Source organism: Pseudomonas sp. WMBT8 (genome assembly GCF_050916005.1).
Taxonomy (GTDB): domain Bacteria; phylum Pseudomonadota; class Gammaproteobacteria; order Pseudomonadales; family Pseudomonadaceae; genus Aquipseudomonas.
In genome coordinates this window covers 4,436,494-4,463,445 of the sequence record NZ_CP188096.1, presented here as the reverse complement: position 1 = coordinate 4,463,445, position 26,952 = coordinate 4,436,494, and the positions used below count along the sequence as shown (strand labels likewise).

General features: G+C 62.6%; 25 protein-coding genes. 18 read left to right on the top strand and 7 right to left on the bottom strand.

The annotated features are described in order from the left end of the window. Positions 1–29: 29 nt before the first annotated feature. The 13 genes from cobO to ACO77H_RS20105 all read left to right on the top strand — a co-directional run bounded on the left by cobO (position 30) and on the right by ACO77H_RS20105 (position 11,279). Positions 30–641 carry a cob(I)yrinic acid a,c-diamide adenosyltransferase gene (gene cobO, locus ACO77H_RS20165; protein ID WP_032857045.1) on the top strand — a complete coding sequence of 204 codons (612 nt, stop codon included), beginning with the start codon at positions 30–32 and terminating at the stop codon, positions 639–641. Then, on the top strand, positions 638–2,002 hold the full coding sequence (locus ACO77H_RS20160) for a cobyrinate a,c-diamide synthase (protein WP_432754488.1): 1,365 nt from the start codon (positions 638–640) through the stop codon (positions 2,000–2,002). The genes cobO and ACO77H_RS20160 overlap by 4 nt, the downstream gene beginning before the upstream one ends. Further along, positions 1,999–2,649: a 5,6-dimethylbenzimidazole synthase gene (gene bluB, locus ACO77H_RS20155; RefSeq protein WP_432754487.1), complete on the top strand. Its 651-nt coding sequence runs from the start codon at positions 1,999–2,001 to the stop codon at positions 2,647–2,649. Before ACO77H_RS20160 ends, bluB begins: the two co-directional genes overlap by 4 nt. Next, positions 2,646–3,554 carry an adenosylcobinamide-phosphate synthase CbiB gene (gene cbiB, locus ACO77H_RS20150; protein ID WP_169955246.1) on the top strand — a complete coding sequence of 303 codons (909 nt, stop codon included), beginning with the start codon at positions 2,646–2,648 and terminating at the stop codon, positions 3,552–3,554. The genes bluB and cbiB overlap by 4 nt, the downstream gene beginning before the upstream one ends. Continuing rightward, on the top strand, positions 3,547–4,536 hold the full coding sequence (gene cobD / locus ACO77H_RS20145; RefSeq protein ID WP_170056946.1) for a threonine-phosphate decarboxylase CobD: 990 nt from the start codon (positions 3,547–3,549) through the stop codon (positions 4,534–4,536). The genes cbiB and cobD overlap by 8 nt, the downstream gene beginning before the upstream one ends. Further along, entirely contained in the window at positions 4,533–5,984 is a 1,452-nt protein-coding gene (locus ACO77H_RS20140; protein WP_170056947.1) for a cobyric acid synthase, read from the top strand. The genes cobD and ACO77H_RS20140 overlap by 4 nt, the downstream gene beginning before the upstream one ends. A 10-nt stretch (positions 5,985–5,994) precedes the next feature. After that, positions 5,995–6,516: a bifunctional adenosylcobinamide kinase/adenosylcobinamide-phosphate guanylyltransferase gene (gene cobU, locus ACO77H_RS20135; RefSeq protein WP_170056948.1), complete on the top strand. Its 522-nt coding sequence runs from the start codon at positions 5,995–5,997 to the stop codon at positions 6,514–6,516. Continuing rightward, a complete protein-coding gene (gene cobT, locus ACO77H_RS20130) occupies positions 6,513–7,568 on the top strand; it encodes a nicotinate-nucleotide--dimethylbenzimidazole phosphoribosyltransferase (RefSeq protein ID WP_169955250.1) in 1,056 nt (351 codons plus the stop codon). The genes cobU and cobT overlap by 4 nt, the downstream gene beginning before the upstream one ends. Then, complete coding sequence (gene cobC / locus ACO77H_RS20125) at positions 7,565–8,140, top strand: alpha-ribazole phosphatase family protein (RefSeq protein ID WP_170056950.1); 576 nt, start codon at positions 7,565–7,567, stop codon at positions 8,138–8,140. The genes cobT and cobC overlap by 4 nt, the downstream gene beginning before the upstream one ends. Continuing rightward, on the top strand, positions 8,141–8,869 hold the full coding sequence (locus ACO77H_RS20120) for an adenosylcobinamide-GDP ribazoletransferase (protein ID WP_169955252.1): 729 nt from the start codon (positions 8,141–8,143) through the stop codon (positions 8,867–8,869). Positions 8,870–8,911: 42 nt separating this feature from the next. Continuing rightward, on the top strand, positions 8,912–9,316 hold the full coding sequence (locus ACO77H_RS20115; RefSeq protein ID WP_169955253.1) for a MarR family winged helix-turn-helix transcriptional regulator: 405 nt from the start codon (positions 8,912–8,914) through the stop codon (positions 9,314–9,316). A 61-nt stretch (positions 9,317–9,377) separates the two neighbouring features. After that, positions 9,378–10,577 carry an MFS transporter gene (locus tag ACO77H_RS20110; protein WP_169955264.1) on the top strand — a complete coding sequence of 400 codons (1,200 nt, stop codon included), beginning with the start codon at positions 9,378–9,380 and terminating at the stop codon, positions 10,575–10,577. Positions 10,578–10,727: 150 nt separating this feature from the next. Then, a complete protein-coding gene (locus tag ACO77H_RS20105; RefSeq protein WP_169955254.1) occupies positions 10,728–11,279 on the top strand; it encodes a glutathione peroxidase in 552 nt (183 codons plus the stop codon). Between the two features lie 65 nt (positions 11,280–11,344). On the opposite strand, the gene ACO77H_RS20100 is transcribed toward ACO77H_RS20105, so the two are convergent. The 3 genes from ACO77H_RS20100 to ACO77H_RS20090 form a co-directional block, all read right to left on the bottom strand. Next, entirely contained in the window at positions 11,345–12,637 is a 1,293-nt protein-coding gene (locus ACO77H_RS20100) for an OmpP1/FadL family transporter (protein WP_169955255.1), read from the bottom strand. Between the two features lie 146 nt (positions 12,638–12,783). Further along, entirely contained in the window at positions 12,784–13,266 is a 483-nt protein-coding gene (locus ACO77H_RS20095) for a hypothetical protein (RefSeq protein ID WP_169955256.1), read from the bottom strand. A 277-nt stretch (positions 13,267–13,543) separates the two neighbouring features. After that, the gene (locus tag ACO77H_RS20090; protein WP_007898912.1) at positions 13,544–13,768 is read right to left on the bottom strand and encodes a hypothetical protein; all 225 of its coding nucleotides are present in this window, start codon (positions 13,766–13,768) and stop codon (positions 13,544–13,546) included. An 879-nt stretch (positions 13,769–14,647) separates the two neighbouring features. Here ACO77H_RS20090 and ACO77H_RS20085 point away from each other — a divergent pair. Both ACO77H_RS20085 and rmuC read left to right on the top strand, forming a co-directional pair. After that, complete coding sequence (locus ACO77H_RS20085) at positions 14,648–14,971, top strand: sel1 repeat family protein (protein WP_169955257.1); 324 nt, start codon at positions 14,648–14,650, stop codon at positions 14,969–14,971. Positions 14,972–15,146: 175 nt separating this feature from the next. Further along, entirely contained in the window at positions 15,147–16,511 is a 1,365-nt protein-coding gene (gene rmuC / locus ACO77H_RS20080) for a DNA recombination protein RmuC (protein WP_169955265.1), read from the top strand. A 171-nt stretch (positions 16,512–16,682) separates the two neighbouring features. Here the strand turns inward: rmuC and ACO77H_RS20075 are convergent, their stop codons facing one another. From ACO77H_RS20075 to ACO77H_RS20065, 3 genes are all read right to left on the bottom strand, one after another. Beyond that, complete coding sequence (locus ACO77H_RS20075; protein WP_169955886.1) at positions 16,683–20,153, bottom strand: hybrid sensor histidine kinase/response regulator; 3,471 nt, start codon at positions 20,151–20,153, stop codon at positions 16,683–16,685. Positions 20,154–20,259: 106 nt separating this feature from the next. Further along, positions 20,260–20,646 (bottom strand): YbaN family protein, encoded by a 387-nt coding sequence (locus ACO77H_RS20070; protein WP_432754486.1) that lies wholly within the window; start codon positions 20,644–20,646, stop codon positions 20,260–20,262. Positions 20,647–20,666: 20 nt separating this feature from the next. Beyond that, positions 20,667–21,254: a YecA family protein gene (locus ACO77H_RS20065; protein ID WP_169955890.1), complete on the bottom strand. Its 588-nt coding sequence runs from the start codon at positions 21,252–21,254 to the stop codon at positions 20,667–20,669. 274 nt (positions 21,255–21,528) lie between these two features. Between ACO77H_RS20065 and recQ the strand changes: the two genes are divergently transcribed. Then, complete coding sequence (gene recQ, locus ACO77H_RS20060; protein ID WP_169993290.1) at positions 21,529–23,658, top strand: DNA helicase RecQ; 2,130 nt, start codon at positions 21,529–21,531, stop codon at positions 23,656–23,658. 121 nt (positions 23,659–23,779) lie between these two features. Further along, entirely contained in the window at positions 23,780–24,214 is a 435-nt protein-coding gene (locus tag ACO77H_RS20055; RefSeq protein ID WP_169955894.1) for a MarR family transcriptional regulator, read from the top strand. Between the two features lie 147 nt (positions 24,215–24,361). On the opposite strand, the gene ACO77H_RS20050 is transcribed toward ACO77H_RS20055, so the two are convergent. After that, complete coding sequence (locus ACO77H_RS20050) at positions 24,362–26,551, bottom strand: patatin-like phospholipase family protein (RefSeq protein ID WP_169955896.1); 2,190 nt, start codon at positions 26,549–26,551, stop codon at positions 24,362–24,364. A gap of 84 nt (positions 26,552–26,635) precedes the next feature. On the opposite strand from ACO77H_RS20050, the gene ACO77H_RS20045 reads away from it, so the two are divergent. Further along, positions 26,636–26,923, top strand: coding sequence for a SelT/SelW/SelH family protein (locus ACO77H_RS20045; protein ID WP_169955898.1), 288 nt, complete (start codon positions 26,636–26,638; stop codon positions 26,921–26,923). The last annotated feature ends 29 nt before the right edge of the window (positions 26,924–26,952 follow it).

Genomic DNA, 26,952 nt, shown 5'->3' with positions numbered 1-26,952 from the left:
TTTTTGTCCAGCCCCAACGGAGAGCTGCCATGACTGATTCCCCCGATCGTGACGAACGCCACCTGGCGCGCATGCTGCGCAAAAAAGCGGTGATTGACGAGCGCATTGCCAATTCACCGAACGAATGCGGTTTGCTGCTGGTATTGACCGGCAACGGCAAAGGCAAGAGCAGCTCGGCCTTTGGCATGCTCGCCCGGGCCATGGGCCACGGTATGCAATGCGGCGTGGTGCAGTTCATCAAGGGCCGCAACAGCACCGGGGAAGAGCTGTTCTTCCGCCGCTTCCCCGAGCAGGTGCGTTTCCATGTGATGGGCGAGGGCTTTACCTGGGAGACCCAGGACCGCCAGCGTGATATCGCCGCTGCCGAAGCAGCCTGGAAAGTCTCCCGGGAAATGTTGCAGGACCCGTCCATCGGTCTGGTGGTGCTGGATGAGCTGAATATCGCGCTCAAGCACGGCTATCTCGACCTCGACCAGGTGCTTGGCGACCTGCAAGCTCGCCCACCCATGCAGCATGTGCTGGTCACCGGGCGTGGCGCCAAGCCAGAACTGATTGAAATGGCCGACACCGTCACCGAAATGGGCATGCTCAAGCATGCGTTCCAGGCCGGTATCAAGGCACAGAAGGGCATCGAACTTTGAACCAGCCGCGCCATTGCCCTGCCGTGCTGATCGCCGCGCCGGCGTCAGGCCAGGGCAAGACCACCGTCACCGCCGCCCTGGCCCGTTTGCACCACAACCTGGGGCGCAAGGTCCGGGTGTTCAAGTGCGGCCCGGACTTTCTCGACCCGATGATCCATGAGCGCGCCAGTGGTGCGCCGGTCTATCAATTGGACATGTGGATGGTCGGCGAGCAGGAAAGTCGCCGCCTGCTGTGGGAAGCAGCGGGGGAGGCGGACCTGATCCTGATCGAGGGCGTGATGGGCCTGTTCGACGGCACACCTTCCAGCGCCGACCTGGCGCGCCATTTTGGCGTGCCGGTACTGGCAGTGATCGATGGCACCGCCATGGCCCAGACGTTTGGCGCCCTGGCGCTGGGGCTGGCGCGTTACCAGGCAGACCTGCCGTTCGCCGGGGTCCTGGCCAACCGTGTCGGCACCGTGCGCCACGCCCAACTGCTCGAAGGCAGCTTGACCGAAGGCCTGCGCTGGTACGGCGCACTGTCCCGGGAAACCGGCATTGAGCTGCCCAGCCGTCACCTGGGCCTGGTGCAGGCCAGCGAGCTGAATGACCTGGACCTGCGCCTGGATGCTGCCGCCGCCGCCCTGGCCAGCAGTTGCGAGGTAGCGCTGCCACCGCCGGTGGAATTCGCTGCGCCCGAGCTGATCGAAGCCCAGCCGTTGCTGACCGGGGTGCGGATTGCCGTGGCCCGTGACGAAGCCTTTGCCTTCACCTACGGCGCCAGCCTGGATTTGCTGCGAGCGATGGGCGCGCAGTTGCACTTCTTCTCGCCGATCCATGACCGCGTGCTGCCCGACGCCGACAGCCTCTATCTGCCCGGTGGCTACCCGGAACTGCATCATCAGGCGCTGTCGCAAAATAGCGCGATGCTGCAGGCGATCCGTGCCCATCACGCTGCCGGCAAACCGTTGCTGGCTGAATGCGGGGGCATGCTCTACCTGCTCGATTCCTTGACCGATGTCGAGGGCACGCGCGCCGAACTGCTGGGCCTGCTGCAAGGCGATGCGGTCATGCAAAAACGCCTGGCGGCCCTGGCCCTGCAAACGGTCGAGCTGCCGGAAGGCGTGCTGCGCGGGCATACCTATCATCATTCCCTGACCAGCACGCCGTGGCAGCCGATTGCCCGTGGCCTGAGCCCCAACGGCGGGCGCGGCGCCGAGGCGGTGTATCGCCAGGGGCGGATGACGGCCTCCTATGTGCACTTTTACTTCCCGTCGAACCCGGCTGCGGTGGCCGCGTTGTTTGCGCCAGACCGGCAAGCCGGCATGGCAGGCGACCACGGTTCAAATGTGGGAGCGGGCTTGCCCGCGATAGGGCCATGACCGACCACGCCTACCCCCAGGCCGAGCGCGACGCGATCTACCGCGCCATCGCCGAACGTCGCGACATGCGCCACTTCAGCGGCGGCACCGTCGCCCCCGAGCTGCTGCAGCGCCTGCTGCAGGCCGCGCACCAGGCCCCCAGCGTCGGCCTGATGCAGCCCTGGCGCTTTATCCGCATCAGCGACCGCAACCTGCGCGGGCAGATCCAGCAGTTGGTGGAAGCCGAACGCATCCGTACCGCGCAAGCCCTGGGCGAGCGTTCGGACGATTTCATGAAGCTCAAGGTCGAAGGCATCCACGACTGCGCCGAGGTGCTGGTGGCGGCGTTGATGGATGATCGCGAGCGGCATATTTTCGGGCGTCGGACCTTGCCGGAAATGGACCTGGCGTCGCTGTCCTGCGCGATCCAGAATCTATGGCTGGCCTCCCGCGCCGAAGGCCTGGGCATGGGCTGGGTGTCGCTGTTCGAACCCCAGGACCTGGCCGACCTGCTCGGCCTGCCGCCCGGCGCCAAGCCGCTGGCCGTGCTGTGCCTGGGCCTGGTGACGGAGTTCTACCCGGCACCGATGTTGCAACTTGAGGGCTGGACCGAACCGCGTCCGCTGAGTGACATGCTGTATGAGAATTATTGGGGAGTGAGTCAATGAGTGTGGCCTTGCTGAGCGTCGCCGCAGTGGCGCTGGATGCGCTGCTGGGTGAGCCCAGGCGCTGGCATCCGCTGGTGGCGTTCGGCAATTTTGCCGGGCGCATCGAGCAGCGTTTCAACTCTGCGGGGCGCGGCTGGCGCAGCCATGGCGTGACGGCGTGGTTTATCACGGTGATACCGCTGACCTTGCTGGCCACGGCCTTGTCCTGGGCGCCTTACTTCGGCTGGGTGATCGAGATCCTCGCGTTGTACCTGGCCCTGGGCATGCGCAGCCTGGGTGAGCACGTGCTACCGGTGGCCCAGGCCCTGCGCAGCGGCAACCTGGACGAGGCGCGCACGCGTGTCAGTTACCTGGTCAGCCGTCAGACCAGCGAATTGGACAGCACCGAAGTGGCGCGCGCCGCCACCGAGTCGGTGCTGGAAAACGGCAGCGATGCGGTGTTCGCCGCACTGTTCTGGTTTGTCGTGGCCGGGGTGCCGGGCGTGGTGCTGTACCGCCTGAGCAATACCCTGGATGCCATGTGGGGCTATCGCAACGAACGCTTTGAGCGCTTTGGCTGGGCGGCGGCGAAGATTGACGATGTGCTCAATTACATTCCGGCACGCTTGGTTGCGTTGACCTACGCCGTGCTCGGCAAGACCCGCCTGGCGCTCACATGCTGGCGCCGCCAGGGCCCGACCTGGGACAGCCCGAATGCCGGGCCGGTGATGGCTGCGGGCGCGGGCGCCCTGGGTGTCGAGTTGGGCGGGGCGGCGATTTATCACGGCGAGTTGCACCAGCGTCCGACCCTTGGCGAAGGGCCGCCGGCCGATGCCGATTCCATCGAGCGTGGCTGGCAACTGGTGCAGCGCGGCGTGTGGCTGTGGGTGTTGATCCTGTGTGCGGGGGCGCAATTCTATGCTTGAACACGGTGGACGGCTGCGCAAGGCGGCGTTGCAGTACGGCATCGCCCAGGAAGACTGGCTGGACCTGTCCAGTGGCCTCGCGCCCTGGCCCTGGCCAATCCCGCCCATCCCGCTGCGGGCCTGGGCCCGCCTGCCAGAGACCGATGACGGCCTGGAGCAGGCCGCCTGCGACTACTACGGCGCAGCCCAGGTGTTGCCGGTGCCGGGTTCCCAGGCGGCGATCCAGCTGCTGCCGCGCCTGCGCCGGGCGGGCAAGGTCGGCGTGTTGTCGCCGTGCTACGCCGAGCATGCCCAAGCCTGGCGCCGCGCCGGTTACATCGTGCGCGAGGTGCTGGAGCAGGAAGTCGACTTCTTCCTCGATAGCCTCGACGTGCTGGTGGTGGTCAATCCCAACAACCCCACCGGCCTGAGCCTTACGCCCCAGCGCCTGCTGGATTGGCATGCACGCCTGGCCCAGCGCGGTGGTTGGTTGGTGGTGGATGAAGCCTTTATGGACAACACCCCGCACTTGAGCCTGGCGAGCCAGGCCAATCAAGTGGGGTTGATTGTGTTGCGCTCGTTCGGCAAGTTTTTCGGCCTGGCCGGGGTGCGCCTGGGCTTTGTATTGGCCGAGCGCAAGCTGCTCAAGCTGCTGGCCGAGCAGGTCGGCCCGTGGGCGGTGAGCGGGCCGACGCGGGAGTTGGGCCAGGTGTGCCTGCGCGACAGTACCGGCCACACCTACCAGCGCCAGCGCTGCGAAGACGCCAGCCAGCGCCTGTTTCGCCTGTTGGAGCAGTATGGCCTGCGCCCACAAGGCGGCTGCGCGCTGTTCCAGTGGCTGATCACCGACCGCGCCGAGCTGCTACATGAGTTCATGGCCCAGCGCGGCATCCTGCTGCGCCTGTTTGTCCACGACAGCAGCCTGCGTTTTGGCCTGCCCGGGACTGACGCCGATTGGCTGCGCCTCGAACACGCCCTGACTGCCTGGAAGCAAACTTCATGACCACCCTGATGGTGCAAGGCACCACCTCCGACGCGGGCAAAAGCACCCTGGTGACCGCGCTGTGCCGCTGGGTCGTGCGCCAGGGCGTGCCGGTAGTGCCCTTCAAGCCGCAGAACATGGCGCTCAACAGTGCGGTCACGGCAGAAGGGGGCGAGATCGGCCGCGCCCAGGCCGTGCAGGCCCAGGCCGCCAACCTGGCACCGCACACCGACATGAACCCGGTGCTGCTCAAGCCCAATAGCGACACCGGCTCCCAGGTGATCATCCATGGCCATGCCGTGACCAGCATGAATGCAGTGGCCTATCACGATTACAAAGCCATCGCCATGCAGGCGGTGCTGGCCTCCCATGCGCGCCTGAGCGCGGCCTACCCGGTGGTGATGGTCGAAGGCGCAGGCTCGCCGGCCGAGATCAACCTGCGGGCCAACGACATTGCCAATATGGGGTTTGCTGAAGCGGTGGATTGCCCGGTGCTGCTGATCGCCGACATCAATCGCGGCGGGGTGTTTGCTCATCTGGTGGGCACGCTGGAGTTGCTGTCGCCGTCGGAGCAGGCGCGGGTCAAGGGCTTTATCATCAACCGCTTCCGTGGCGATATCGCCCTGCTGCAACCGGGCCTCGACTGGCTTGAGGCGCGCACCGGCAAACCGGTGGTGGGCGTGCTGCCGTACGTGATGGACCTGCACCTGGAAGCCGAGGATGGCATCGACCAGCGCCAGATCGACAAGGCCGCGCAGGTACTCAAGGTGGTGGTGCCGGTATTGCCGCGCATCAGCAACCACACCGACTTCGACCCGCTGCGCCTGCATCCCCAGGTGGATCTGCAGTTTGTCGGGCCGGGCCAGGCAATCCCCGCCGCCGACCTGATCATCTTGCCCGGCTCGAAAAGCGTGCGCAGCGACCTGGCCTATCTGCGCGCCAATGGCTGGGACCGCGCGATTGCCCGGCACTTGCGCTATGGCGGCAAAGTCCTGGGCATCTGCGGTGGCCTGCAAATGCTGGGTGAGCAGGTCCACGATCCGCTGGGCCTGGAAGGCGCGGCGGGTTCCAGCGCTGGCCTGGGCCTGCTAGCGTTCAGCACCACCCTGGAAGCCGAGAAACAATTGCGCAATGTGCGCGGCCGGCTGGTGCTGGAAGAGGCGCCGGTCAGTGGTTATGAGATCCATGCGGGCGTGACCCGAGGGCCTGCCCTGGAGGAGGCGGCGGTGCGCCTGGATGATGGCCGCAGCGACGGTGCTTGTAGCGATGATGGGCAGATCCTTGGCACTTATCTGCACGGTCTGTTCGAGACGCCCGCCGCATGCAGCGCCTTGCTGCGCTGGGCCGGTTTGCAGGATGTGCAGGAAGTCGATTACCACGGCCTGCGCGAGCGCGATATCGAGCGCCTGGCGGATTTGGTGGAGCAGCATCTGGACACTCGGTTGCTGCGCCAGTTATGTGGCATTTGAGGGCTTGACCATGTTGCAACTGATCCTCGGCGGCGCCCGCTCCGGTAAAAGCCGCCTGGCCGAACAACTCGCCAGCGACAGCGCCATGCCCGTCACCTATATCGCTACCAGCCAGCCCCTGGACGGTGAAATGAACGCGCGCGTGGCCCTGCATCGCCAGCGTCGTCCCAGCCATTGGGGGCTGATCGAGGAACCGCTGGAATTGGCGCGGGTGCTGCGTGAAAACGCTGCCCCGGGCCGTTGCCTGCTGGTCGATTGCCTGACCCTGTGGCTCACCAACCTGTTGCTGCTGGACGACCCACAGCGCCTGGGCGTCGAGCGTGAATCCCTGCTGGACTGCCTGGCGTCGCTGCCGGGGGAAATCATTTTTGTCAGCAACGAGACCGGTCTGGGTGTCGTGCCGCTGGGCGAATTGACTCGCCGCTATGTGGATGAAGCCGGTTGGCTGCATCAAGCCTTGGCCGAGCGTTGTCAGCGTGTAGTGCTGACCGTTGCGGGCCTGCCCCTGACTTTGAAAGGTACTGCGTTATGAGCCAATCCTGGTGGCTGCAACCCTGCAAGGCGCTGGACGCCACGGCCTATGAACAAGCCCTGGCCCGCCAGCAGCAACTGACCAAGCCCGCCGGGTCGCTGGGGCAACTGGAGGCGCTGGCAGTGCAACTGGCCGGGTTGCAGGGCCGGGTCAAGCCAACGGTCGAGCAGGTATGGATCGCGATCTTTGCTGGCGATCACGGTGTGGTCGCCGAAGGCGTCTCGGCCTATCCCCAGGAAGTCACCGGGCAGATGCTGCACAACTTTGTCAGCGGCGGTGCGGCGATCAGCGTGCTGGCCCGGCAACTGGATGCACAGCTGGAAGTGGTGGACCTGGGCACCGTGACGCCATCGCTCGACCTGCCGGGCGTGCGCCACCTGAATATCGCCCCGGGCACGGCCAATTTTGTGCTGGGCGCGGCCATGACCGAGGCCCAGGGTCAGTTGGCCCTGGCGGCGGGGCGTGACAGCGTGCAGCGGGCGATCAACGCTGGTGCGCAGCTGTTTATTGGCGGCGAGATGGGCATCGGCAACACCACTGCCGCCAGTGCACTGGCCTGCGCCTTGCTCGATTGCCAGGTCAGCGACCTGACCGGCCCCGGCACCGGCCTGAATGCCCAGGGCGTAAGCCATAAAGTGGCGGTGATCGAGCGCGCCCTGGCGTTGCATGCCGGGCAGCGGGGTGACCCGTTGCAGACCCTGTTCAACCTCGGTGGCCTGGAGATTGCGGGGTTGGTGGGGGCCTATTTGGCCTGCGCCCAGGCGGGGGTGGTAGTGCTGGTCGACGGGTTTATCTGCACCGTCGCGGCGCTGGTCGCCACGCGCCTGAACCCGTCTTGCCGGCCATGGCTGTTGTTCGGCCATCGGGGCGCCGAGCCGGGCCATCGCCATGTGTTGCAAAGCCTTGAAGCCCAGCCGCTGCTGGAACTGGGCCTGCGCCTGGGCGAGGGCAGCGGTGCGGCGCTGGCGGTGCCCCTGTTGCGCCTGGCCTGTGCGTTGCACGGGCAGATGGCGACGTTCGCAGAAGCCGCCGTGGCGGATCGCCCGGCATGACCTTGCACCTGGACCTGCTGCGCCATGGTGAAACCGAACTGGGCGGTGGTTTGCGCGGCAGCCTGGATGATGCGCTGACCGCCAAGGGTTGGGCGCAGATGCGCGAGGCGGTGCTGGCGCGCGGGCCGTGGGATCGACTGGTCAGCTCGCCGCTGCAGCGCTGCGCGCGGTTCGCTGAAGAGTTGGGCGCACGCCTGAACCTGCCGGTGAGCCTGGAACAGGATCTACAGGAGCTGCATTTCGGCGCTTGGGAAGGGCAGAGCGCGGCGCAGTTGATGGCGACCGACGCCGAGGCGCTGGGCCTGTTCTGGGCGGATCCCTATAGCTTTACGCCGCCGGATGGCGAGCCTGTCGAGGCGTTTTCCCAGCGCGTGCGCGGCGCCGTCCTACGTCTGCATCAGCTGTATGCCGGACAACGGGTGCTGCTGGTCAGCCATGGTGGCGTCATGCGTTTACTGCTGGCCCAGGCCCGTGGCTTGCCCCGTGAACAGTTGCTGAATGTCGAGGTCGGCCACGGTGGCCTGTTCAGCCTGCGGGTCGAAGCCGATGGCATGTTGAGCGAGGGCGCCTGAATGTTGCCGTTCTGGATTGCCTTGCAGTTTCTCAGCAGCTTGCCGATCCGCCTGCCGGGCATGCCGCAACCCCAGGAGCTGGGGCGCTCGCTGCTGTTTTATCCGCTGGTGGGGCTGTTGTTCGGGCTGCTGCTGTGGGGCTTGAATACGCTGTTGATGGGCGCGCCTTTGCTGTTGCATGCGGCCCTGCTGCTGACGGCCTGGGTGTTGCTCAGTGGCGGCCTGCACCTGGATGGCCTGGCGGACAGCGCTGACGCCTGGCTGGGCGGTTTTGGCGACCGCGAACGCACCTTGAGCATCATGAAAGACCCGCGCAGCGGCCCGATTGCGGTGGTGACCCTGGGCTTGGTGCTGCTGCTCAAATTCACCGCGCTGGTGGCGCTGATCGAGCAACACAATGGCGCCGCGTTGATCCTCGCGCCGTTGATCGGTCGCAGCTCGCTGCTGGCACTGTTTCTTACTACCCGCTATGTGCGCGCCGGGGGCCTGGGCCAGGCGCTGGCTGACCACTTGCCACGGATTGTCGGGCAGCAGGTGCTGATCCTCAGCGGCCTGGCGTGTGTGTTGATCGGCGGTTTCAGTGGCGGGATTGCGGTGTTGCTGGCGGCCATCTGCTTTGTGGGCTTGCGGCAACTGATGATCAATCGGCTGGGCGGCACCACCGGTGACACGGCCGGCGCCTTGCTGGAGCTGCTTGAGGTAGCGGTGTTGATCGGTCTGGCTCTGTAACACTTTCTTGCATTTCCTTAATCGCGGGTATATACACGTTCCATGCTTGCCTCCCAATGTTTATGCACCAACCTGCGTCGTGCCGCCCGTGGCGTCAGCAGGCACTATGACGGCGCCCTCGATGGCTTCGGGATCAACGTCGCCCAGTATTCCTTGCTGTGTAACCTGCAGCGCCTGAACCAGCCGAGTATTTCTACCCTGGCCGATGCCATGGGCCTGGATCGCAGCACCCTGGGGCGTAACCTGCGGGTGTTGGAGGGTGAAGGCCTGGTGCGGTTGGTGGAGGGCGATGACCTGCGCAACCGTTTGGTCGTGCTCACGGAGGAAGGCAAACAGCGCCTGGCGGCCGCGTTGCCGGCCTGGGAAGCGGCGCAGCAGAAACTGATTGATAAGTTAGGCGTGCAAAAACGCGAAACCCTGTTGGCCTTGCTGGATGAACTCGCTTAAAAGCGGGCTCGTTCGAATATAAGCGGGTATATACCCGTAGCGGAGAATAATAATGACCTCGATGTGGCGTACCAGTGGCTGGATTCTTGTCGGGAGTGCGCTGATCCTGGCCCTTTCCCTGGGCGTGCGACATGGCTTTGGCCTGTTCCTGGCGCCCATGAGCGCCGAGTTCGGCTGGGGCCGTGAAACCTTTGCCTTCGCCATCGCCCTGCAGAACCTGATCTGGGGCCTGGCGCAGCCGTTCACCGGGGCCCTGGCCGACCGCTTTGGCGCGGCCAAAGTGGTGATGATCGGTGGCGTGCTGTATGCCTTGGGCCTGGTGTTCATGGGCTTATCCGATTCGGCGTGGTCGCTGTCGTTGAGTGCCGGCTTGTTGATCGGGATCGGCCTGTCCGGTACCTCGTTCTCGGTGATCCTCGGCGTGGTCGGGCGTGCCGTGGCTCCGGAAAAACGCAGCATGGCCATGGGCATTGCCAGCGCCGCCGGGTCTTTTGGCCAGTTCGCCATGTTGCCGGGCACCCTGGGCCTGATTGGCTGGCTGGGCTGGTCCGCCGCCTTGCTGGTGCTGGGCCTGCTGGTGGCGCTGATCGTGCCGTTGGTGACGATGATCAAGGACCGCCCGCTGCCGGTGGTGGCAGGCCAGCAAACCCTGCGCGAGGCCCTGCACGAAGCCTGTTCCCATTCCGGTTTCTGGTTGCTGGCCTTTGGCTTTTTTGTCTGCGGATTCCAGGTGGTGTTTATCGGTGTGCACTTGCCGGCCTACCTGGTGGACCAGCATCTGCCGGCGACCGTCGGCACCACGGTGCTGGCGCTGATCGGCCTGTTCAACATCTTCGGCACCTACACCGCAGGCTGGCTCGGCGGGCGGATGTCCAAGCCACGTTTGCTTACCGCGTTGTACCTGCTGCGGGCGGTGGTGATCGTGTTGTTCCTGTGGGCGCCGGTGACGCAAATGAGTGCCTACCTGTTCGGCATGGCCATGGGCTTTTTGTGGCTGTCGACCGTGCCGCTGACCAACGGCACCGTGGCGACCTTGTTTGGCGTAAGAAACCTGTCGATGCTGGGTGGGATCGTGTTCCTGTTCCATCAGTTGGGCTCGTTCCTCGGCGGCTGGCTGGGGGGCGTGGTCTATGATCGAACCGGTAGCTACGATTTGATCTGGCAGGTGGCGATCGTCTTGAGCCTGGTCGCGGCCGCCCTTAACTGGCCTGTGCGTGAGCGACCTGTGGCCAGGTTGCAAGCGCAGATGGGGGTTGCATGAACTCGATCGGGTACTGGGTTGGCGCAGCCGGCCTGCTGACGTTGTTGCTGCTGGCCTGGTGGGGCTGGCAGCGCAGCGGGCTGGCGTTGATGCAACTGGGTATGTCGATCTGTTAAGTTGCTTGCCTGACTTTGTTCAAGGACACCCCACATGTTAATGCGTTGGCTTGCAGTACCCGCCCTGATGATGGCCTTTGGTGGTGTCGCCATGGCCGCCGATTGCCCGACGTTGCTTGAAGGCCAATTGCCGAAGTTGCGTGCCAAGGAATCCATCGATCTGTGCCAGCGCTTTGCCGGCAAGCCTCTGGTGATCGTCAATACCGCCAGCTTTTGTGGGTTCGCCCCGCAGTTCAAGGGCCTGGAGGCGTTGTATCAGCGCTACAAGGGCGATGGCCTGGAAGTGATTGGCGTGCCTTCCGATGACTTCAAGCAGGAAGCCAAGACGGGCGAGGAGACGGCCAAGGTCTGCTACGTGAATTACGGCGTGACCTTCACCATGACCGAGCCACAGAAGGTCAGGGGCCCTGATGCGGTACACCTGTTCAAGGTCCTGGCCGAACAAAGCAACGCGCCGAAATGGAATTTCTACAAGTACGTGGTGGATCGCCAGGGCAAGGTGATCGCCAGCTTCTCCAGCCTGACCAAGCCGGACAGCCCGGAGCTGATCGAGGCTGTGGAGCAGGCGCTGGCATCCAAGCCCTGATTATCGGCCACTAAAAAGCCCCGCCTCCTGTGCAGGAGAGCGGGGCTTTTTTATGCAGCGCTGGATCAGAACTTGTACGTCATGCCCAGGCCAAAACCGTTGGCGCTGTTTTCATATTTGGCGTTGTACGTCTGGCCCAGCTTGTTGTGGCTGTTGACCTTGATGTCTTCTTCCTGGAGGTACGAGTAAGCCAGGTCGATGGTCATGTTATCCATGACCGCGTAGCCCAGGCCAACACTGAAGATTGTCCGGTCGCCGGTAGGGATACGTGGCGAACGATTAGTGTTGTTGGTAGGCGACTGGTCGAAGGTCAGGCCGGTCCGCAGGACCACTTGCTTGGTCAGCTGGTACGAGGTACCGACTGCGTAAGCCCAGGTGTCGTGCCAGTTCTGTTCTTCCGTGATGGTGCCCACCAGCTGTGGTGCTGCACCGCCGCCGTTGCCCGCAGTGACACCTTCGTTGTTGACGGTGATGTCTTTCAGGCGGCTCCAGCGTGTCCAGGTCGCACCGGCATACAGCTTCCAGGCATCGCTCATGTCCTGGGTCACCGACAGGTCCCAGGATTCAGGGGTGTCGATCTTCAGCGAAGCGTCGTAGCGGTTGCCGCGCAGCAACTGGCCTGGAACGCCGGTGCCTGGGGACACTTCGGTGTGGCCTTCGAGCTTGTACTTCACTTTCGAGTGGTAGGTCAGGCCCACGCGAGTGGTGTCGGTGGCTTGTACCAGCACGCCAACGTTAAAGCCCAGGGCGGTATCGTCACCCTTGATCTTGATGTTGTTGACGGCGTTAGGCACTTGCGGCAGCGAAACATCCGACTCCAGCGTACCGGCGATGCGGTTGAAGGTCGGACCGAAACCTACGGACACCCGGTCGTTGAAGGCATAGCTGACAGTTGGCTGGAAGGTAATGACCTTCACTTCGCTCTTGCTGCCAAAGCCGCGACCCTGGAAGCCACGTTCGTAGTCAGTGACCAGGCCGAACGGTGCATAGACGCCGAAACCGACTGCCCACTGCTCGTTGAGTTTGTTGGTGTAAAAGCCGAACGGCACGGCAGTGAAAGGCACCATATCGCCTTTGTTGCTACCGGAAGTGTTGGTGTTGCCGCTGACCTGGCTGATATTGGTCGTGGCATCAATCGCTGCAACACCGCCTGTGACTTGCTGGCCTTCAAGGCGAGCCATACCGGCAGGGTTGCCAAAAACAGTGCTTGCATCATCGGCAGAAGAAGAACGGCCTGCGAAACCGGTACCCATCCCGCTAACACTCTGTTCGTTGAGGGCAAAGCCGCTTGCGAACAGTTGGGAAGAGGCCATGGCAACGGCGAGGCTAAGTGTGGTCTTGAGCATTACTTTTTTCATTATTAGAACTCCGTGGTGATCACCGCTGCGGAAAGTATCAATAAAATTAACTTAGCGCTATAGGCTGTAATGTAGGAGATAGAGCGGTTTTGTAGGACAATCCGACCAAAATTGCCGCTTTTTGCCGAATCTTGCAAAGTGCCCGATCAGCAGGCGACCTGATTCATTGGGTTTACACAGGTTTGCCAGGCCTGGGTGTAATCGCGCAGCCGACCCTGGGGGTGAAATATTTCTTTCCAGATACGCGCCATGGCCAGCAGGTCGTCGGGTTGGGGCAGCTCGGGGCGATGTTGTTCCACCAGCGACCAGGCGATGGCGGTGGCGTAACGCAGGTTGACCGCCAGCTCCAGCTGCGGCCCGCTGAGGAAGGCATGCTGGCTGGCGAGGCCGCGCACAAGGCTTGCACGCTCGGGGTCCAGGGCCAGGTAGTTGTCCCACAGGGCTCTGTGACGCGGTTCGGTGATGCGATACAGGCCGTGGCCGCGCCGGTCGTGCAAGGCAGAACCCAGTTCCGATTGGCTGGCGGCAACTCCCAGCAGCAGGGTTTCTGCTGTCTGGCTGTGGCGACCGAGGTAAATCAGCGTGGGTCGGATCACATAACGACACAATTCGCCGGCGGCAATGCCCATAAAACCCTCGAAACCTTGAAAGTGGTCGACGAGGCCTGAGAAGGGGGGCTTGGCAGCGGTGAATCGGATCTCAGGCTCGCCGGAGGCGGATCATGCCGCCTGAGTTGAAGTGTAGTGTCAGATTCACGACGTAAAGGACTGTTTTTAAAATATTTCCGGCCGGTGGTTATAAGCGTTATATCTGTTTGGCCTAAAAGGAACTGCTGAAAAACCGAATCGCGGGCAATAAAAAACCCTGCCTTGCGGGCAGGGTTTTCGATGTTCAGCGTCGGGTCAATCAGGCAACCAGGGCCTGACGGGTACGCTCGATCACGGCCTGCAGCGGTTCTGCGCTGGAGTATTGATCGGGGTACAGGCGTTCGCTGTGACGAGCGATACCGTGTTCGTTGACCAGGGTGAAGCTGAAGCAGCCTTTGCGAGCGGCCATGATCAGGCAGTTCATTGGGGCAAAAGCATTGGTGAGGGTGCGAATGGCATCCTGAGTATGGATTTGAGTGGACATATTATTGGTGTTCCTACAAATGACACGGATAAGATCCGTGCAACGTTAAAACGTTCCAGTGACGCTGATCACCATTGATCATGCGAAGAACCCGACTGGAACAAAGCAGCCAGTTTGAAGCGCTAAATAGTTTGGCGCGCTTGGGCTGGCAGGTAGGTACTTAGGAGGGCAGGCAACACGACAGGGGCAAAGGTTCTGGGCCCAGGGTGAAGATCCTGATCAATTTGCAGGTTGGTTCGGTCAGAGTATGGAAACTTCGCGACACCCTTTGCATTGTTCAAAGGCAGTGTCGTCGCAAGTGATACCTGGAAACCATCGAGGTGGTCGATCCCATCAAGATTGACAGAACTTCTCTTTAGGGAAGCTACATCGCGGGGATTTGTTCGACCAGAATTGACTTTCAGCTTGGTACTAACGCCGCAGATAGTAATGGCTTGAAACAGGTAAAGCAAGTGTGTTAGCCAAAATACTTTATTGGGGGCCAGGCCTCGGTCCGGGCTAGTGTGTCACCGGCGTAACGTTTTGCGCCGTGTGAGGGTGGGGATATAACCGCCAGGCAGGTAGTTGTGCACATTGGTTGCGCAGTGTGTCACCAGGATGGTGCGCGGCCCGATTGACCCACGAATGCCTGCATCGAAAATTTAAGTCAATGAAAAACCTGGCTTTTTTTTATTGGTGAAAAAATCGTCAGTTTAAGCGCGGCCCCCATTCCATGGGCCTTTGCGCGAGTTAAAGCACGGTTGTCCACTGAGTTATCCACAGCTTCTGTGGATTGTCCCGAGCGCTTGCTCTAGAACGGGCGTGCAGGGTTTTTTCAGCTTTACCCGTACGAAAAAAGGAGTAGAGTGGCGCGCCTTCCGTTCTGCCCTACAGTGCTTTATGAAGTTTCGCTCAGTATCACCTTCTGTTACCGACAACCCTGCTAGTGTTACCCCGCCCAAGCGTTTCTCCTTGAAGGTCGCCTTGTGGCTGCTGGATAGCCCCCGCATCGGCGATAACCCCAACATCAAGCATTTCGCCGGACGTTTGCTCAAGCAGCCGGCTCGTGAAGGTGTGGTCGTGGCACAGAGCCGCCTGGGCCTGTTGATGTGTCGCGAGTGCGGCAATGCCCGGGACCGCCGCATCGGCCATGACCTCCTGCGCCAGGCCGCCCGTGCCGGCGACGTGGGCGCCCAGCGTGAATTGGGTCAGCTCAAAGACTGAGCTGTCCACGAAGCGCCTGCTTGGTTAACCTTCCTCTTTTACCGTAATGGCAGGAATGGCTATGGCTTTTGACTGGACCAGTGTGGCACTGGGCCTCGCCGCTGCGGCGTTGCCTCTATCGGTCCTGTGCTGGCAGATCCAGCGCCGCCTGAACGCACGCCGCACCGGTTGGGAACTGCTGGAAGAGCGCCTGGCCACTGCGCAACTGGCCCAGGAAGGCCTGGCCGCGCAACTGGACGCCAGCCGCGACGAGATCAGCGACCTGAGCCAGGCCAATGCGGCCAAGCAGGCGGATCTGGCAGCGGTACGCCGGGAAGTCGAGTTGCTGCAAATCGATCGCGATAACGCGCGGGATGCGGCCCACGCCTGGAACATCGAGCGCTCCGCCAAGGAAGGTGAGCTACGCCGCCTGGATGCCTTGTCGGCCTCCCTGCGCGCCGAACTGCGCGAGCAGCAGGACAGCCATCAACAACGCCTCAACGACCTGCAAGGCTCGCGGGATGAACTGCGTGCGCAGTTCGCCGAGCTGGCCGGGAAAATCTTCGATGAGCGTGAGCAGCGGTTTGCCGAAACCAGCCAGCAGCGTCTGGGGCAATTGCTTGACCCGTTGAAGGAACGCATCCAGTCGTTCGAAAAGCGCGTGGAAGAAAGCTATCAGAATGAAGCGCGCGAGCGTTTTTCCCTGGGCAAGGAGCTGGAGCGCCTGCAGCAATTGAACCTGCGCCTGTCGGACGAAGCCACCAACCTGACCCGCGCCCTCAAGGGACAGAAGACCCAGGGCAACTGGGGCGAACTGATTCTGGAGCGCGTGCTGGAACATGCCGGCCTGGAGAAAGGCCGTGAGTACCAGACCCAGGTCAGCCTCAAGGGCCCGGATGGCGAGCGTTTCCAGCCGGACGTGCTGATCATGTTGCCGGGCGACAAGCAGGTGGTGGTGGACTCCAAGGTCAGCCTGACCGCCTATCAGCAGTACGTGGCGGCCGATGACGAGGTGATCGGCCAGGCCGCCCTCAAGCAGCATGTGCTGTCGTTGCGCAATCATGTCAAAGGCTTGGCCGGCAAGGACTATAAGCGCCTGGAAGGCCTGCACAGCCTGGATTTCGTGTTGTTGTTCGTACCCATCGAGGCGGCGTTTTCGGCCGCGTTGCAGGCCGAGCCGAACCTGTTCCAGGAGGCCTTCGATCGCCATATCGTGATCGTCAGCCCGACCACCTTGCTGGCGACCCTGCGGGTGATCGACAGCCTGTGGAAGCAGGAGCGGCAAAGCCAGAACGCCCGGGAAATCGCCGAACGCGCCGGCTGGCTGTACGACAAGTTCGTGCTGTTTATCCAGGACCTGGATGAAGTCGGCAATCGATTGCAGCAGTTGGATAAGGCTTACAGTGCTGCGCGCAACAAGCTCACAGATGGTCGCGGCAATCTGGTCAGCCGGGTGGAGCAACTCAAGCTGCTGGGTGCGCGGGCCAGTAAAGGCCTGCCTGCCGATCTGCTGGAAAAAGCGATGACTGACGAAGATGGCGTCGCCCAGCTACCTGACTAAACACAGAACTCTATGTGGGAGCGGGCTTGCTCGCGAAAGCAGTGGGCCAGTCAACATCAATGTTTGCTGGGTCGACGTCTTCGCGGCGATGCGGCGATCCGACAAGCCCGCTCCCACAGGGGGGCTCGTTCACTTAACTGAGCGGCATTACGGCAAGCCAGCACCCGCACGTTACAACGGCAAATGCCGGTTCAGCAGTGCGCGCAATGCCGCCGGTTTTACCGGCTTGGCCAGGTAATCCAACCCCGCTGCATGTACCTCGGCCACCATCTCCGGACGGCCATCGGCGCTGATCACCACCCCAGGAATCGGCTCCGCCAGTTGCGCGCGCAGCCAGCCCATCAACTCTGTGCCGGTCTCGCCGTGGTCCAGGTGGTAATCCACCAATGCCAATTGCGGGCGCATGCCCTCGGCCAGCAACGCCGCGCATTGCGCCTGGTCGCGTGCGGTCCAGACCTGGCAGCCCCAACGACTCAACAGGCTGCGCATGCCAATCAGGATGCTGTCTTCGTTGTCCACGCACAGCACCTGGGCGCCGCTCAGTGGCAGGCCCTTGTCCGGTGTGGCCTGCACCTGCAAGCTGGTCTGTGCCTTGGCCAGCGGCACACTGACGCTGAACACGCTGCCTTTGCCTGGCCATGAGCGCACGCGCAAGCGGTGACCGAGCACGCGGCACAGCCCGTCGGCAATGGCCAGGCCAAGTCCCAGGCCCTTTTCGGCACGGGTCTGGTGGCTGTCCAGGCGCTTGAACTCTTCGAAGATGACTTTCTGTTTATCCAGCGGGATGCCTGGGCCACGATCCCACACCTCCAAGCGCAGTTCGCCGCGACGCCGTCGTACACCCAGCAGTACCGGGCCGTGGGCATAGCGAAAAGCGTTGGTCAGGAAATTCTGCAGGATTCGCCGCAGCAGCTTGATATCACTGTCGATGCGCAAGCGGCTGCCGCGCAGGCGGAAACTCAAGCCTTGCTCCTGGGCCAGCACCTTGAACTCCGCGCCCAGGGCGTCGAACAGTTCACTCAAGGCAAACGGCTGGCGCTGAGGGTTGATCTTGCCGTTTTCCAGGCGGGAGATATCCAGCAAGTCGCTGATCAGGTCTTCGGCCGAGCGCAGCGAACTGTCCAAGTGCTGCACCAGTTGCCGGGCCTCGCCGGACAAGCCTTCGCTCTGGTGGGAGAGGGCGGCCGAGAACAGTCGCGCCGCGTTCAACGGTTGCATCAGGTCGTGACTGACGGCGGCGAGGAAGCGGGTTTTCGACTGGTTTGCCGACTCGGCCACGCCCTTGGCATCGGTCAGGGCCACGTTCAGTTGCGACAGTTCATGGGTGCGCTCGGTGACCCGCTGTTCCAGCCCTTCATTGGCCTCGGTCAGAGCCTGCTCGGCCTCGCGGAACGCAGTAATGTCAGTAAAACTCATGACAAACCCCCCGCCCGGCATCGGGTTGCCGATCAACTCGATCACCCGGCCGTTGGGAAACAGCCGTTCCGACGTATGTGCCCGGCCCTGGCGCATCCAGTGCAGGCGCCGCGCCACGTGGACTTCGGCCTCACCCGGGCCGCACAGCCCGCGCTCGGCGTTGTAGCGAATAATGTCGGCAATCGGCCGGCCGACGCTGATCAGGCCGTCGGGATAGTTGAACAGTTCCAGGTAGCGACGGTTCCAGGCCACCAGCTTGAGGGACTGATCCACCACACTGATGCCCTGGGTGATGTTCTCGATGGCGCCTTGCAACAGCGCCCGGTTGAACTGCAGCACTTCGGAGGCTTCGTCTGCGATACGAACTACGTCCTCTAGCTGCATTTCGCGGCCTTCAATGGCCGCTTTCACCACCGCCCGTGTCGATGAGGCGCCGAGCACGCCAGCCAGCAGTCGTTCGGTGTGGGCAATCCAGTCGTTGTCGGCGTTCTGGTTGGGGTTAAAGCCTTTGCCTTGGCGATAGGCGAAGCGGATGAAGCTCTGCTGCGCGCGTTCCTCGCCAACAAACCGCGCGGCCAGGCTCAACAGGTCATTGATTTGCACCGACAGCATGGAGCGGGCGCTGGCGCGCTGGCTGGTTTCCTGGCCGATAAAGCGCCCGGCCTGCCAATGCTCCGACACCCGTGTACGCGACAGCACCGAGACCCAGGCAAACAGGGTGAAGTTACCGGCCAAAGACAGCACCACACCCTGGGTCAGTGGCGTGATAGGCAGCCCCAGCGGGTTGCCGTGCAGCCAGGCCAGGCCCGGGAAGATATTCAGCGACCAGCCCAGGCTATGGGCGGCAATCGGCAACACCAGGGTGTAGAACCACAGGAAGGTGCCTGCCGCCAGGCCGGCAAACACGCCGCGTCGGTTGGCTTGCTTCCAGTACAGTGCGCCGAGCATCGCCGGTGCCAGTTGGGTCACCGCAGCAAAGGCGATCTGGCCGATGGTCGCCAGGCTGGCGGTGGAACCGAGCAGGCGATAACTGACATAGGCCAGCAGCAGGATAATCACGATGCTGACCCGGCGTACCGAGAGCATCCAGTGGCGGAAGACTTCGAACGGGCGCTCGGCGTTGGTGCGGCGCAGCAGCCAGGGCAGCAACATATCGTTGGAAACCATGGTCGACAGCGCCACGCTCGCGACGATGACCATGCCGGTCGCCGCCGAAGCGCCGCCGATAAACGCCAGCAGCGCCAGGGCCGGATGGGCTTCGGCCAGGGGCAGGCTGATCACGTAGGAGTCCGGCAGCACCGAGCCGGGCAGCAGCATTTTGCCGCCCAGGGCAATCGGCACCACAAACAGCGCAGCCAGCACCAGGTACGCGGGGAACACCCACTTGGCCAGGCGCAGGTCCTGGGGCTCGATGTTCTCCACCACGGTGACGTGGAACTGGCGGGGCAGGCAGATGATCGCCATCATCGCCACGCCGGTCTGCACCACCATCGACGGCCAGTTGACGGTCTCTTTCCAGTACTCCTCCAGCCTCGGCGCGAGCATGGCCTGGCTGAACAGATCGTTGAAACCGTCGTACAGGCCGTAGGTAACAAATGCACCGACGGCAAGAAATGCGAACAGCTTGACCAGGGATTCGAAGGCAATCGCCAGCACCATGCCACGGTGGTGCTCCGTGGCGTCGAGGTTGCGGGTACCGAATACGATGGTGAACAGTGCCAGCACCAGGGACACGATCAGGGCGGTGTCCTGGGCTCGCGTGCCGGTGGCATCGGCACCGGCGCCAATCAGCAGGTTGACCCCCAGCACGATGCCTTTGAGTTGCAGGGCAATATAAGGCAGCACGCCGACCAGGCAGATCAGCGCCACGACCACCGCCAGGGACTGGGATTTGCCATAGCGCGCAGCGATAAAGTCAGCGATGGAGGTAATGTTTTCCTGCTTGCTGATCAGAATCATCTTTTGCAGGACCCAGGGCGCCAGCACCAGAAGCAGGACGGGGCCCAGGTAGATCGGTAAAAATGCCCACAGCTGTTCAGCAGCCTGGCCCACAGCGCCGAAGAAGGTCCAACTGGTGCAGTACACCGCCAGCGACAGGCTATACACCCACGCGCGCACCCGTGGCGGCAGCGGCGCGCGGCGGCGGTCACCGTAGAAGGCGATGGCAAACATAATGGCCATGTAGGCCAGGGCAACGGCGGCGATCAGCCCGCTGGACAGCGTCATGAGTACTCCGGACATAAGAACACCCGGGCATTCCAGGCCCGGGGCGACAGTCTCGCATGATGGCCGGGGTTAGTCAGTGTCGACGAAGGTCGTGTAGGGGCGGTTCCTACGAACGTGGAGGTAGGGTCTTCTGACGCAGGATGTAGATCGTCACCAGCACCGCACTGGTCAACATGAACCCGCGTGCCCAGGGCAATGGCACCAGGTAGCAGGACAGGCCGATGCTCAGCCACATCAGGCCGATGGCGTACACCTTGCCTTTTAATGGAATGCCGTTGCCGTCCAGGTAGTCGCGAATCCACGGACCAAGGCGCGGGTGATTCACCAGCCAGTCATAGAAACGCGGGGAGCTGCGGGCAAAGCAGCCGGCAGCCAGGAGCAGGAAGGGGGTGGTCGGCAAGACCGGCAGGAAGATCCCGATCACCCCGAGTGCGACACTCAACCAGCCAATGGCCAGCAGCACGTAGTGCACAATCGGGGAGCGGTTGCCCATGGGCGCCACGGGCGGGGTACTCAGTGGTGGCGAGGCTTGAGGATCGCCGGTTTTTCGTCGGGGGCGTTGCACAGCAGGTACAGGGCGGTCAGTGCTTCCGGGATCTGTACGATCATGTCGTCCATCAGGTTGGCGTCGCTGGCGATATCGGCGAACTCAGGCTGGTCGTCGAACAGGCCGGAACCGACCATGATCGGCAGCAGCATTTCGCTGACTTCTTCCTCGGCGGTTTCGAACCAGGCCGCTTCACGCAGGAACACACCTTCCATGAAGCCAATGCACCAGCCGCGCAGGTCGGAGTCGTCGGGCTCTTCGCCGAGGTCGAGGTCGCAGGGCAGCTCGAACTCCTCATCGGACGCCAATTGGCGTGAGATGTGGGCCTTGAGCTGGAGCAGGGTTTCTTCGATCTCGGTGCGCTGGGCCTCATCCTTGTAGTGCGGCTCTTCGGCGAACAGGGCATCGATCCATTCACGATCAGGCACCGGTTCGGAGCAGATCGACAGCGCAGTCAGGTAGCCGTGGGCGGCCACGTAGTCCAGCGCCTCGTCATGCAGCTCATCGGCATCGAGGAAGGCTTGCAGGCGGTTTAGTTGCTCAGCGAAGGACATTGAAAGACTACCTTGGGAATAAACGATGCTGAATTCTAGGCCTTCTTGAGCGTGCAGGCCAGCCGCACGGCATATTTGCAAGGTTTTCAGATGGGCCGCTATTCGTCAGTGGCGCCCTTTGCCGGGGAGCGCTCGGGTATACTGCCGCGTTTTGTGATGCCCCTGCAGGCCGGATGCGGTTGCGGGAAAAGTTCGCTTACGGATTATTTCCTGGCCAGGCGCGCTTTTTCAGCCAGCCTGTACAGAGGGATTTCGGTGGAATTTGGAGTTTTTCATGCTTGAACAGGCTCAACGCGTCCTCAAGGACATCTTCGGCTACGACAGCTTTCGTGGCCGCCAGGGTGCGATCATTGAGCGCGTGGCCAGCGGCGGTGATGCGCTGGTCCTGATGCCTACCGGTGGCGGCAAGTCGTTGTGCTTCCAGGTGCCGGCATTGTTGCGTGAAGGGCTGGCGGTAGTGGTCTCGCCATTGATCGCGCTGATGGACGATCAAGTGGCCACCCTGGAAGAGTTGGGCGTCGCCGCCGCCGCGTTGAACTCTACCCTGAGTGCCGAACAGCAACGCGACCTGGCGGCGCGGATCCGCCGTGGCGAAGTGAAGATGCTCTACCTGGCGCCCGAGCGTCTGGTCCAGCCGCGGATGCTGGCATTCCTGCAGAGCCTGGAAATCTCCCTGTTCGCTATCGACGAGGCCCACTGTGTATCCCAGTGGGGCCACGATTTCCGCCGTGAATACCTGCAATTGGGGCAACTGGCCGAACTGTTCCCCAATGTGCCGCGCATCGCCCTGACCGCCACGGCCGACAAGCGCACCCGCGAGGAAATCGTCGAGCGCCTGCACCTGCAGAACGCCGAGCGTTTTCTCTCCAGCTTCGACCGTCCCAACATCTTTTACCGCATCGTGCCCAAGGAACAGCCACGCAAGCAGTTGCTGGCGTTCCTCTCCGAGCGGCGCAGCGATGCCGGGATCGTCTACTGCCTGTCGCGCAAGAAGGTCGATGAAGTGGCGGCGTTCCTGTGTGAGCAGGGCTATCCCGCGCTGCCTTACCATGCCGGCCTGCCCAACGAGTTGCGGGCCTATCACCAGAAGCGCTTCCTTAACGAGGAAGGCCTGATCATGGTGGCGACCATTGCGTTTGGCATGGGCATCGACAAATCCAACGTGCGCTTCGTGGCCCATATGGACCTGCCCAAGTCCCTTGAGGCGTACTACCAGGAAACCGGGCGTGCCGGTCGCGATGGCCTGCCGGCGGATGCCTGGATGGTCTACGGCCTGCAGGATGTGGTGATGCTCAAGCAGATGCTGCAAAACTCCGAAGGCGATGAGCGCCACAAGCGCCTGGAGCAGCACAAGCTCGACGCCATGCTGTCGCTGTGCGAAGAAACCCGCTGCCGTCGTCAGACCTTGCTCGCCTATTTCGACGAAGACATGCCCCAGCCTTGTGGGCATTGCGACAACTGTGTGGACGGCGTGCAGACCTGGGATGCTACCGAGCCGGCGCGCCAAGGCTTGTCGGCGATCTTCCGGACCGGCCAGCGTTATGGCGTCGGCCATCTGGTGGATGTACTGCTGGGCAAGGACAACGAAAAAATCCGCAGCTTTGGCCATCAGCACCTATCGGTGTACGGCGTAGGCAAGGCGCGGGCTGAAGGCGAATGGCGCTCGCTGTTCCGCCAGATGGTGGCACGCGGCCTGGTGGATATCGACCTGGAAGGCTACGGCGGCCTGCGCCTGAACGATAGCTGCCGGCCACTGCTCAAGGGCGAGGTCAGCCTGGAGCTGCGCCGCGACCTCAAGCCGCAGACCACTGCCAAATCCAGCAGTACCAGCCAGGCCAGCCAATTGGTGCGGGGCGAAGAGCGCGAACAGTGGGAAGCCCTGCGTGCCTTGCGCCGCAAGCTGGCGCAAGAGCACAGCGTGCCGCCCTACGTCATCTTCCCCGACTCCACGTTGCTGGAAATGTTGCGCGAGCAACCGACCACCATGGCCGAAATGGCCCGGGTCAGTGGCGTCGGCGCGCGCAAGCTTGAGCGTTATGGCCAGGCCTTCCTGGAGGTCCTTGGTGGCCAGACCGAGGCACCCAAGGAAATCGCCGATATCCGCCACGAACTGATCAGCCTGGCCCGCGCCGGCATGACCCCGATCCAGATCGCCGGGCAGTTGCAGTGCTCGGAAAAAAACGTCTACACCTTGCTGGCCGAGTCCATTGGCAAACAGCAATTGTCCCTGGAGCAGGCCCTGGATCTGCCGGAAGATTTGCTGGGTGAAATCCAGGATGCGTTTCTCGACGGCGAGGGCGAGTTGCCACCGGTGTCCGACATCGCGCCGCTGTTCACCGGGCGGGTGCCGGAGGGTGTTTTGTACTGTGTGCGGGCCGCTTTGCAGTCGGAATTCGAGATTTGATGCGCCAATTACGACAATGTAACGAATCAGTACATTGCAAGCCTTGCCTACTGTCATAGGTCATGCTTAGCTGACTAATAATTAGCCACACTTTATTTTCAGTCTAATCCATGAGTTTTTTATGCCGTTAACCGATCAACACCGTTTTGGCATGCAGTTGGCGCAAATGTCCCGTGGCTGGCGCGCCGAACTGGATCGCCGCCTGGCTGGGCTGGGGTTGTCCCAGGCGCGCTGGCTGGTGCTGCTGCATCTGGCCCGCTTTGAAGAAGCACCGACCCAGCGTGAGCTGGCCCAGAGTGTCGGGGTGGAAGGGCCTACATTGGCGCGCCTGCTCGACAGCCTGGAGAGCCAGGGCCTGGTGCAACGCCAGGCTGTGTTGGAAGACCGGCGAGCCAAGCGCATTGTGTTGTGTGATCCAGCAAGGCCGTTGATCGATCAAATCGAGACCATTGCCACGGCTTTGCGCCAGGAGCTGTTTGTGGGGGTCGATGAAGAAGAGATGCGGGTGTGCATGCGTGTGCATGGGCATATTCTGGCGAACCTGGAAAAGACCTGATCCGATTACGCCGCTGATCAAAATGTGGGAGCGGGCTTGCTCGCGAAAGAGGTGTGTCAGTCAATGTATCCGGTGACTGAACCACTGCTTTCGCGAGCAAGCCCGCTCCCACACAAGCCTGCCCCTCATGTTGGTTCAGCGTCGTTGTTAGAACGTCTGCCCAAGATTCAGATACACCGCCTTCTGATTGTCATCATTAAACCCATAGCTGAAGTTCAACGGCCCCAGCGGTGTATCAAACCCGAGGAAGATGCTCGCGGCATTGATATAGCCACTGTCGAACTCATTGTCGTTGTTCCACGCCCGCCCGCGTTCCAGGGAGGCGCCCAGGTACAGCGGGAAGTCCAACGGCAAGTAGGAGCGTGGGGTGAGGCGGCGGTAGTAGACCGCGCGCATCAGGCTGACGTTCTGCCCGGAAATCGCATCCTGGCGGAACCCTGACAGCTGCCGCGCACCGCCCAGCAGGAAGCTGGAAATCACCACGTCGGAATCATCCAGGGTGCGCCCGTAGCGCCCGCCCAGTACCAGGGTGTCCGGGCCGTGGCTCATGGCCTTGTCCAGCTTGAACTCCCATTGCCGGTAGCGCTGGTCGGAGCCCAGGCCCGGTTCGAATTCGCGGTAGGCCAGGCCAATATCTTCACCGGTATGGGGGAAGTACACGTTGTCCAGGGAGTCGAAGGAGTACTTCAGTTCATAGAAGCCCTCGTTGAAGCTCACGCTGGGCAAGTCGCGGTCGCCGATGCGCACATCGGCCTTGCCCCAGGCTTCGCCGACGCCGAAGCGGATTTCGCCGCTGTTGCCGATCTGCCGGCCAACGTTCAGGCCAAACCCATAGCGCTCCAGACGGTATTCGGAGATCGGGTCGTTATCCAGGATCAGTTCGACGTTCTGCGCCTGCGCGCTGATATAGGGTGCGACGAAGTAACGCGAGCCGGTATCCATCGGCTGGTAGAACTCACTGTACAGCTCCTGCCGATCGCCGATCTGCACCCTGGTGAGCCATTCGGCGCCAAGGCGGTTGATGCCGTTGACGCGGTAGCTGGCGCCGAGGTTGAACGCGCTGTCGCCGCGCATGTCATCGGACAGGTTGAGCCCCAGGCGCAGGTAGTCGGTGCCGCTGCGTTTGCCGCGCGCGCTGATGACCAGGGTGTTGTCCGGGCCTTTTTTCACCACGCGGTATTGCACCTGCTCGAAGTAGTCCAGGCCGTACAGGGTGCCCATGTCCGATTGCAGGCGGGCCAGGTTCAGCGGCTCGCCAATGGGTTGGCGGATGTAGTAGCGGATCACGTCGTCGCCGACTTTCGAGTCGTTCTCCACCTTGATCGCGGTAATTGTCGGGTTGCGCTGGCCTGGGGTGCGGGCGGCGGTCAGTTCGGCGTCCACCGACCCGGTTGGGCGCAGGCGTGCCAGGCGGGTATCCAGGGCCCTCGTGGCGCGGTAGCCGGCGTCGATCATGTCCTTGGCGCGGCCAAAATCGGTCACGCCATATGCGGCCAAGGGTGGCTGGATCAGCACGTCGCCTGGGTGCAGGGCCTTGAGTTGCTCCTCGGAGTTGCGGCGGGTCATCAGGGTGATGGACTGGTTGAGCACATCCACCACCGTCGCCAGTTGCTTGCGGTTGCGCAACGGCGTGCCGATATCCACCACGATGGCGATATCGACTCCCATCTCCCGCGCCACATCCAGGGGGATGTTATCGGTCATGCCGCCATCCACCAGCAGCCGGCCGTCCAGTTCCACCGGGGCGAACACTGCGGGGATCGACATGCTGGCGCGAATCACCTGAGGCAGATGGCCCTTGCGAAACACCACTTTCTCGCCGCTGGTGATGTCGGTGGCCACCGCGCGAAAGGGAATCGGCAGCTTGTCGAAGTCGCGGGTGTTGCTGCTGTGGGCGAACATGCTCTCCAGCAGCAGCGCCAGGTTCTGGCCTTGGATCACGCCCAGGGGCAGGCCCAGGCTGCCGTCGTCGCGAAAGCTCAGTTTCTGCTTGATCAGGAAGTCCCGGTCATCCTGCTTGCGCCGGAACGGCACGTCTTCCCTGGGCGGGGCGTCGGACAGCGCTAATTGCCAGTCGATGCTCAGTGCCAGTTTTTCCAGTTCGTCGATCTTGTAGCCCGACGCGTACAGCCCGCCAATCACCGCGCCCATGCTGGTGCCGGCAATCGCATCGATGTGGATGCCTTGCTCTTCGAGGGCCTTGAGCACGCCGATGTGCGCCAGGCCACGGGCGGCGCCGCCGGAAAGCACCAGGCCGATTTTCGGGCGTGGGGCTTCAACGGCTTGGGCAAGGACAGGGAGCAGGCACAGCAACAGGCAGGACAACAGGCGGCGCATCATCAATCTCGGGGCTGGGCGGCAAAGGCCGGTATTATAGCCATCCGATCCACCTGTCTCGTCATCTCAGGAGTTCTTCATTTTATGTCCGCATCCAAGCCCGAGATTGTCATCACCTATTGCACCCAATGTCAGTGGCTGCTGCGCGCCGCGTGGCTGGCCCAGGAACTGCTGAGCACCTTTGCCGACGACCTCGGCAAAGTCGCCCTGGAGCCGGCGACCGGCGGGGCGTTTCGCATCACCTGCGACGGCGTACAGATCTGGGAGCGCAAGGCCGATGGCGGTTTCCCGGAGGCCAAGGTGCTCAAGCAGCGGGTGCGCGACCAGATCGCCCCAGAACGGGACCTGGGGCACAACGACCGGACTTCGTAGGCGACACTGCCGGCGCATGGCCGGCAGTG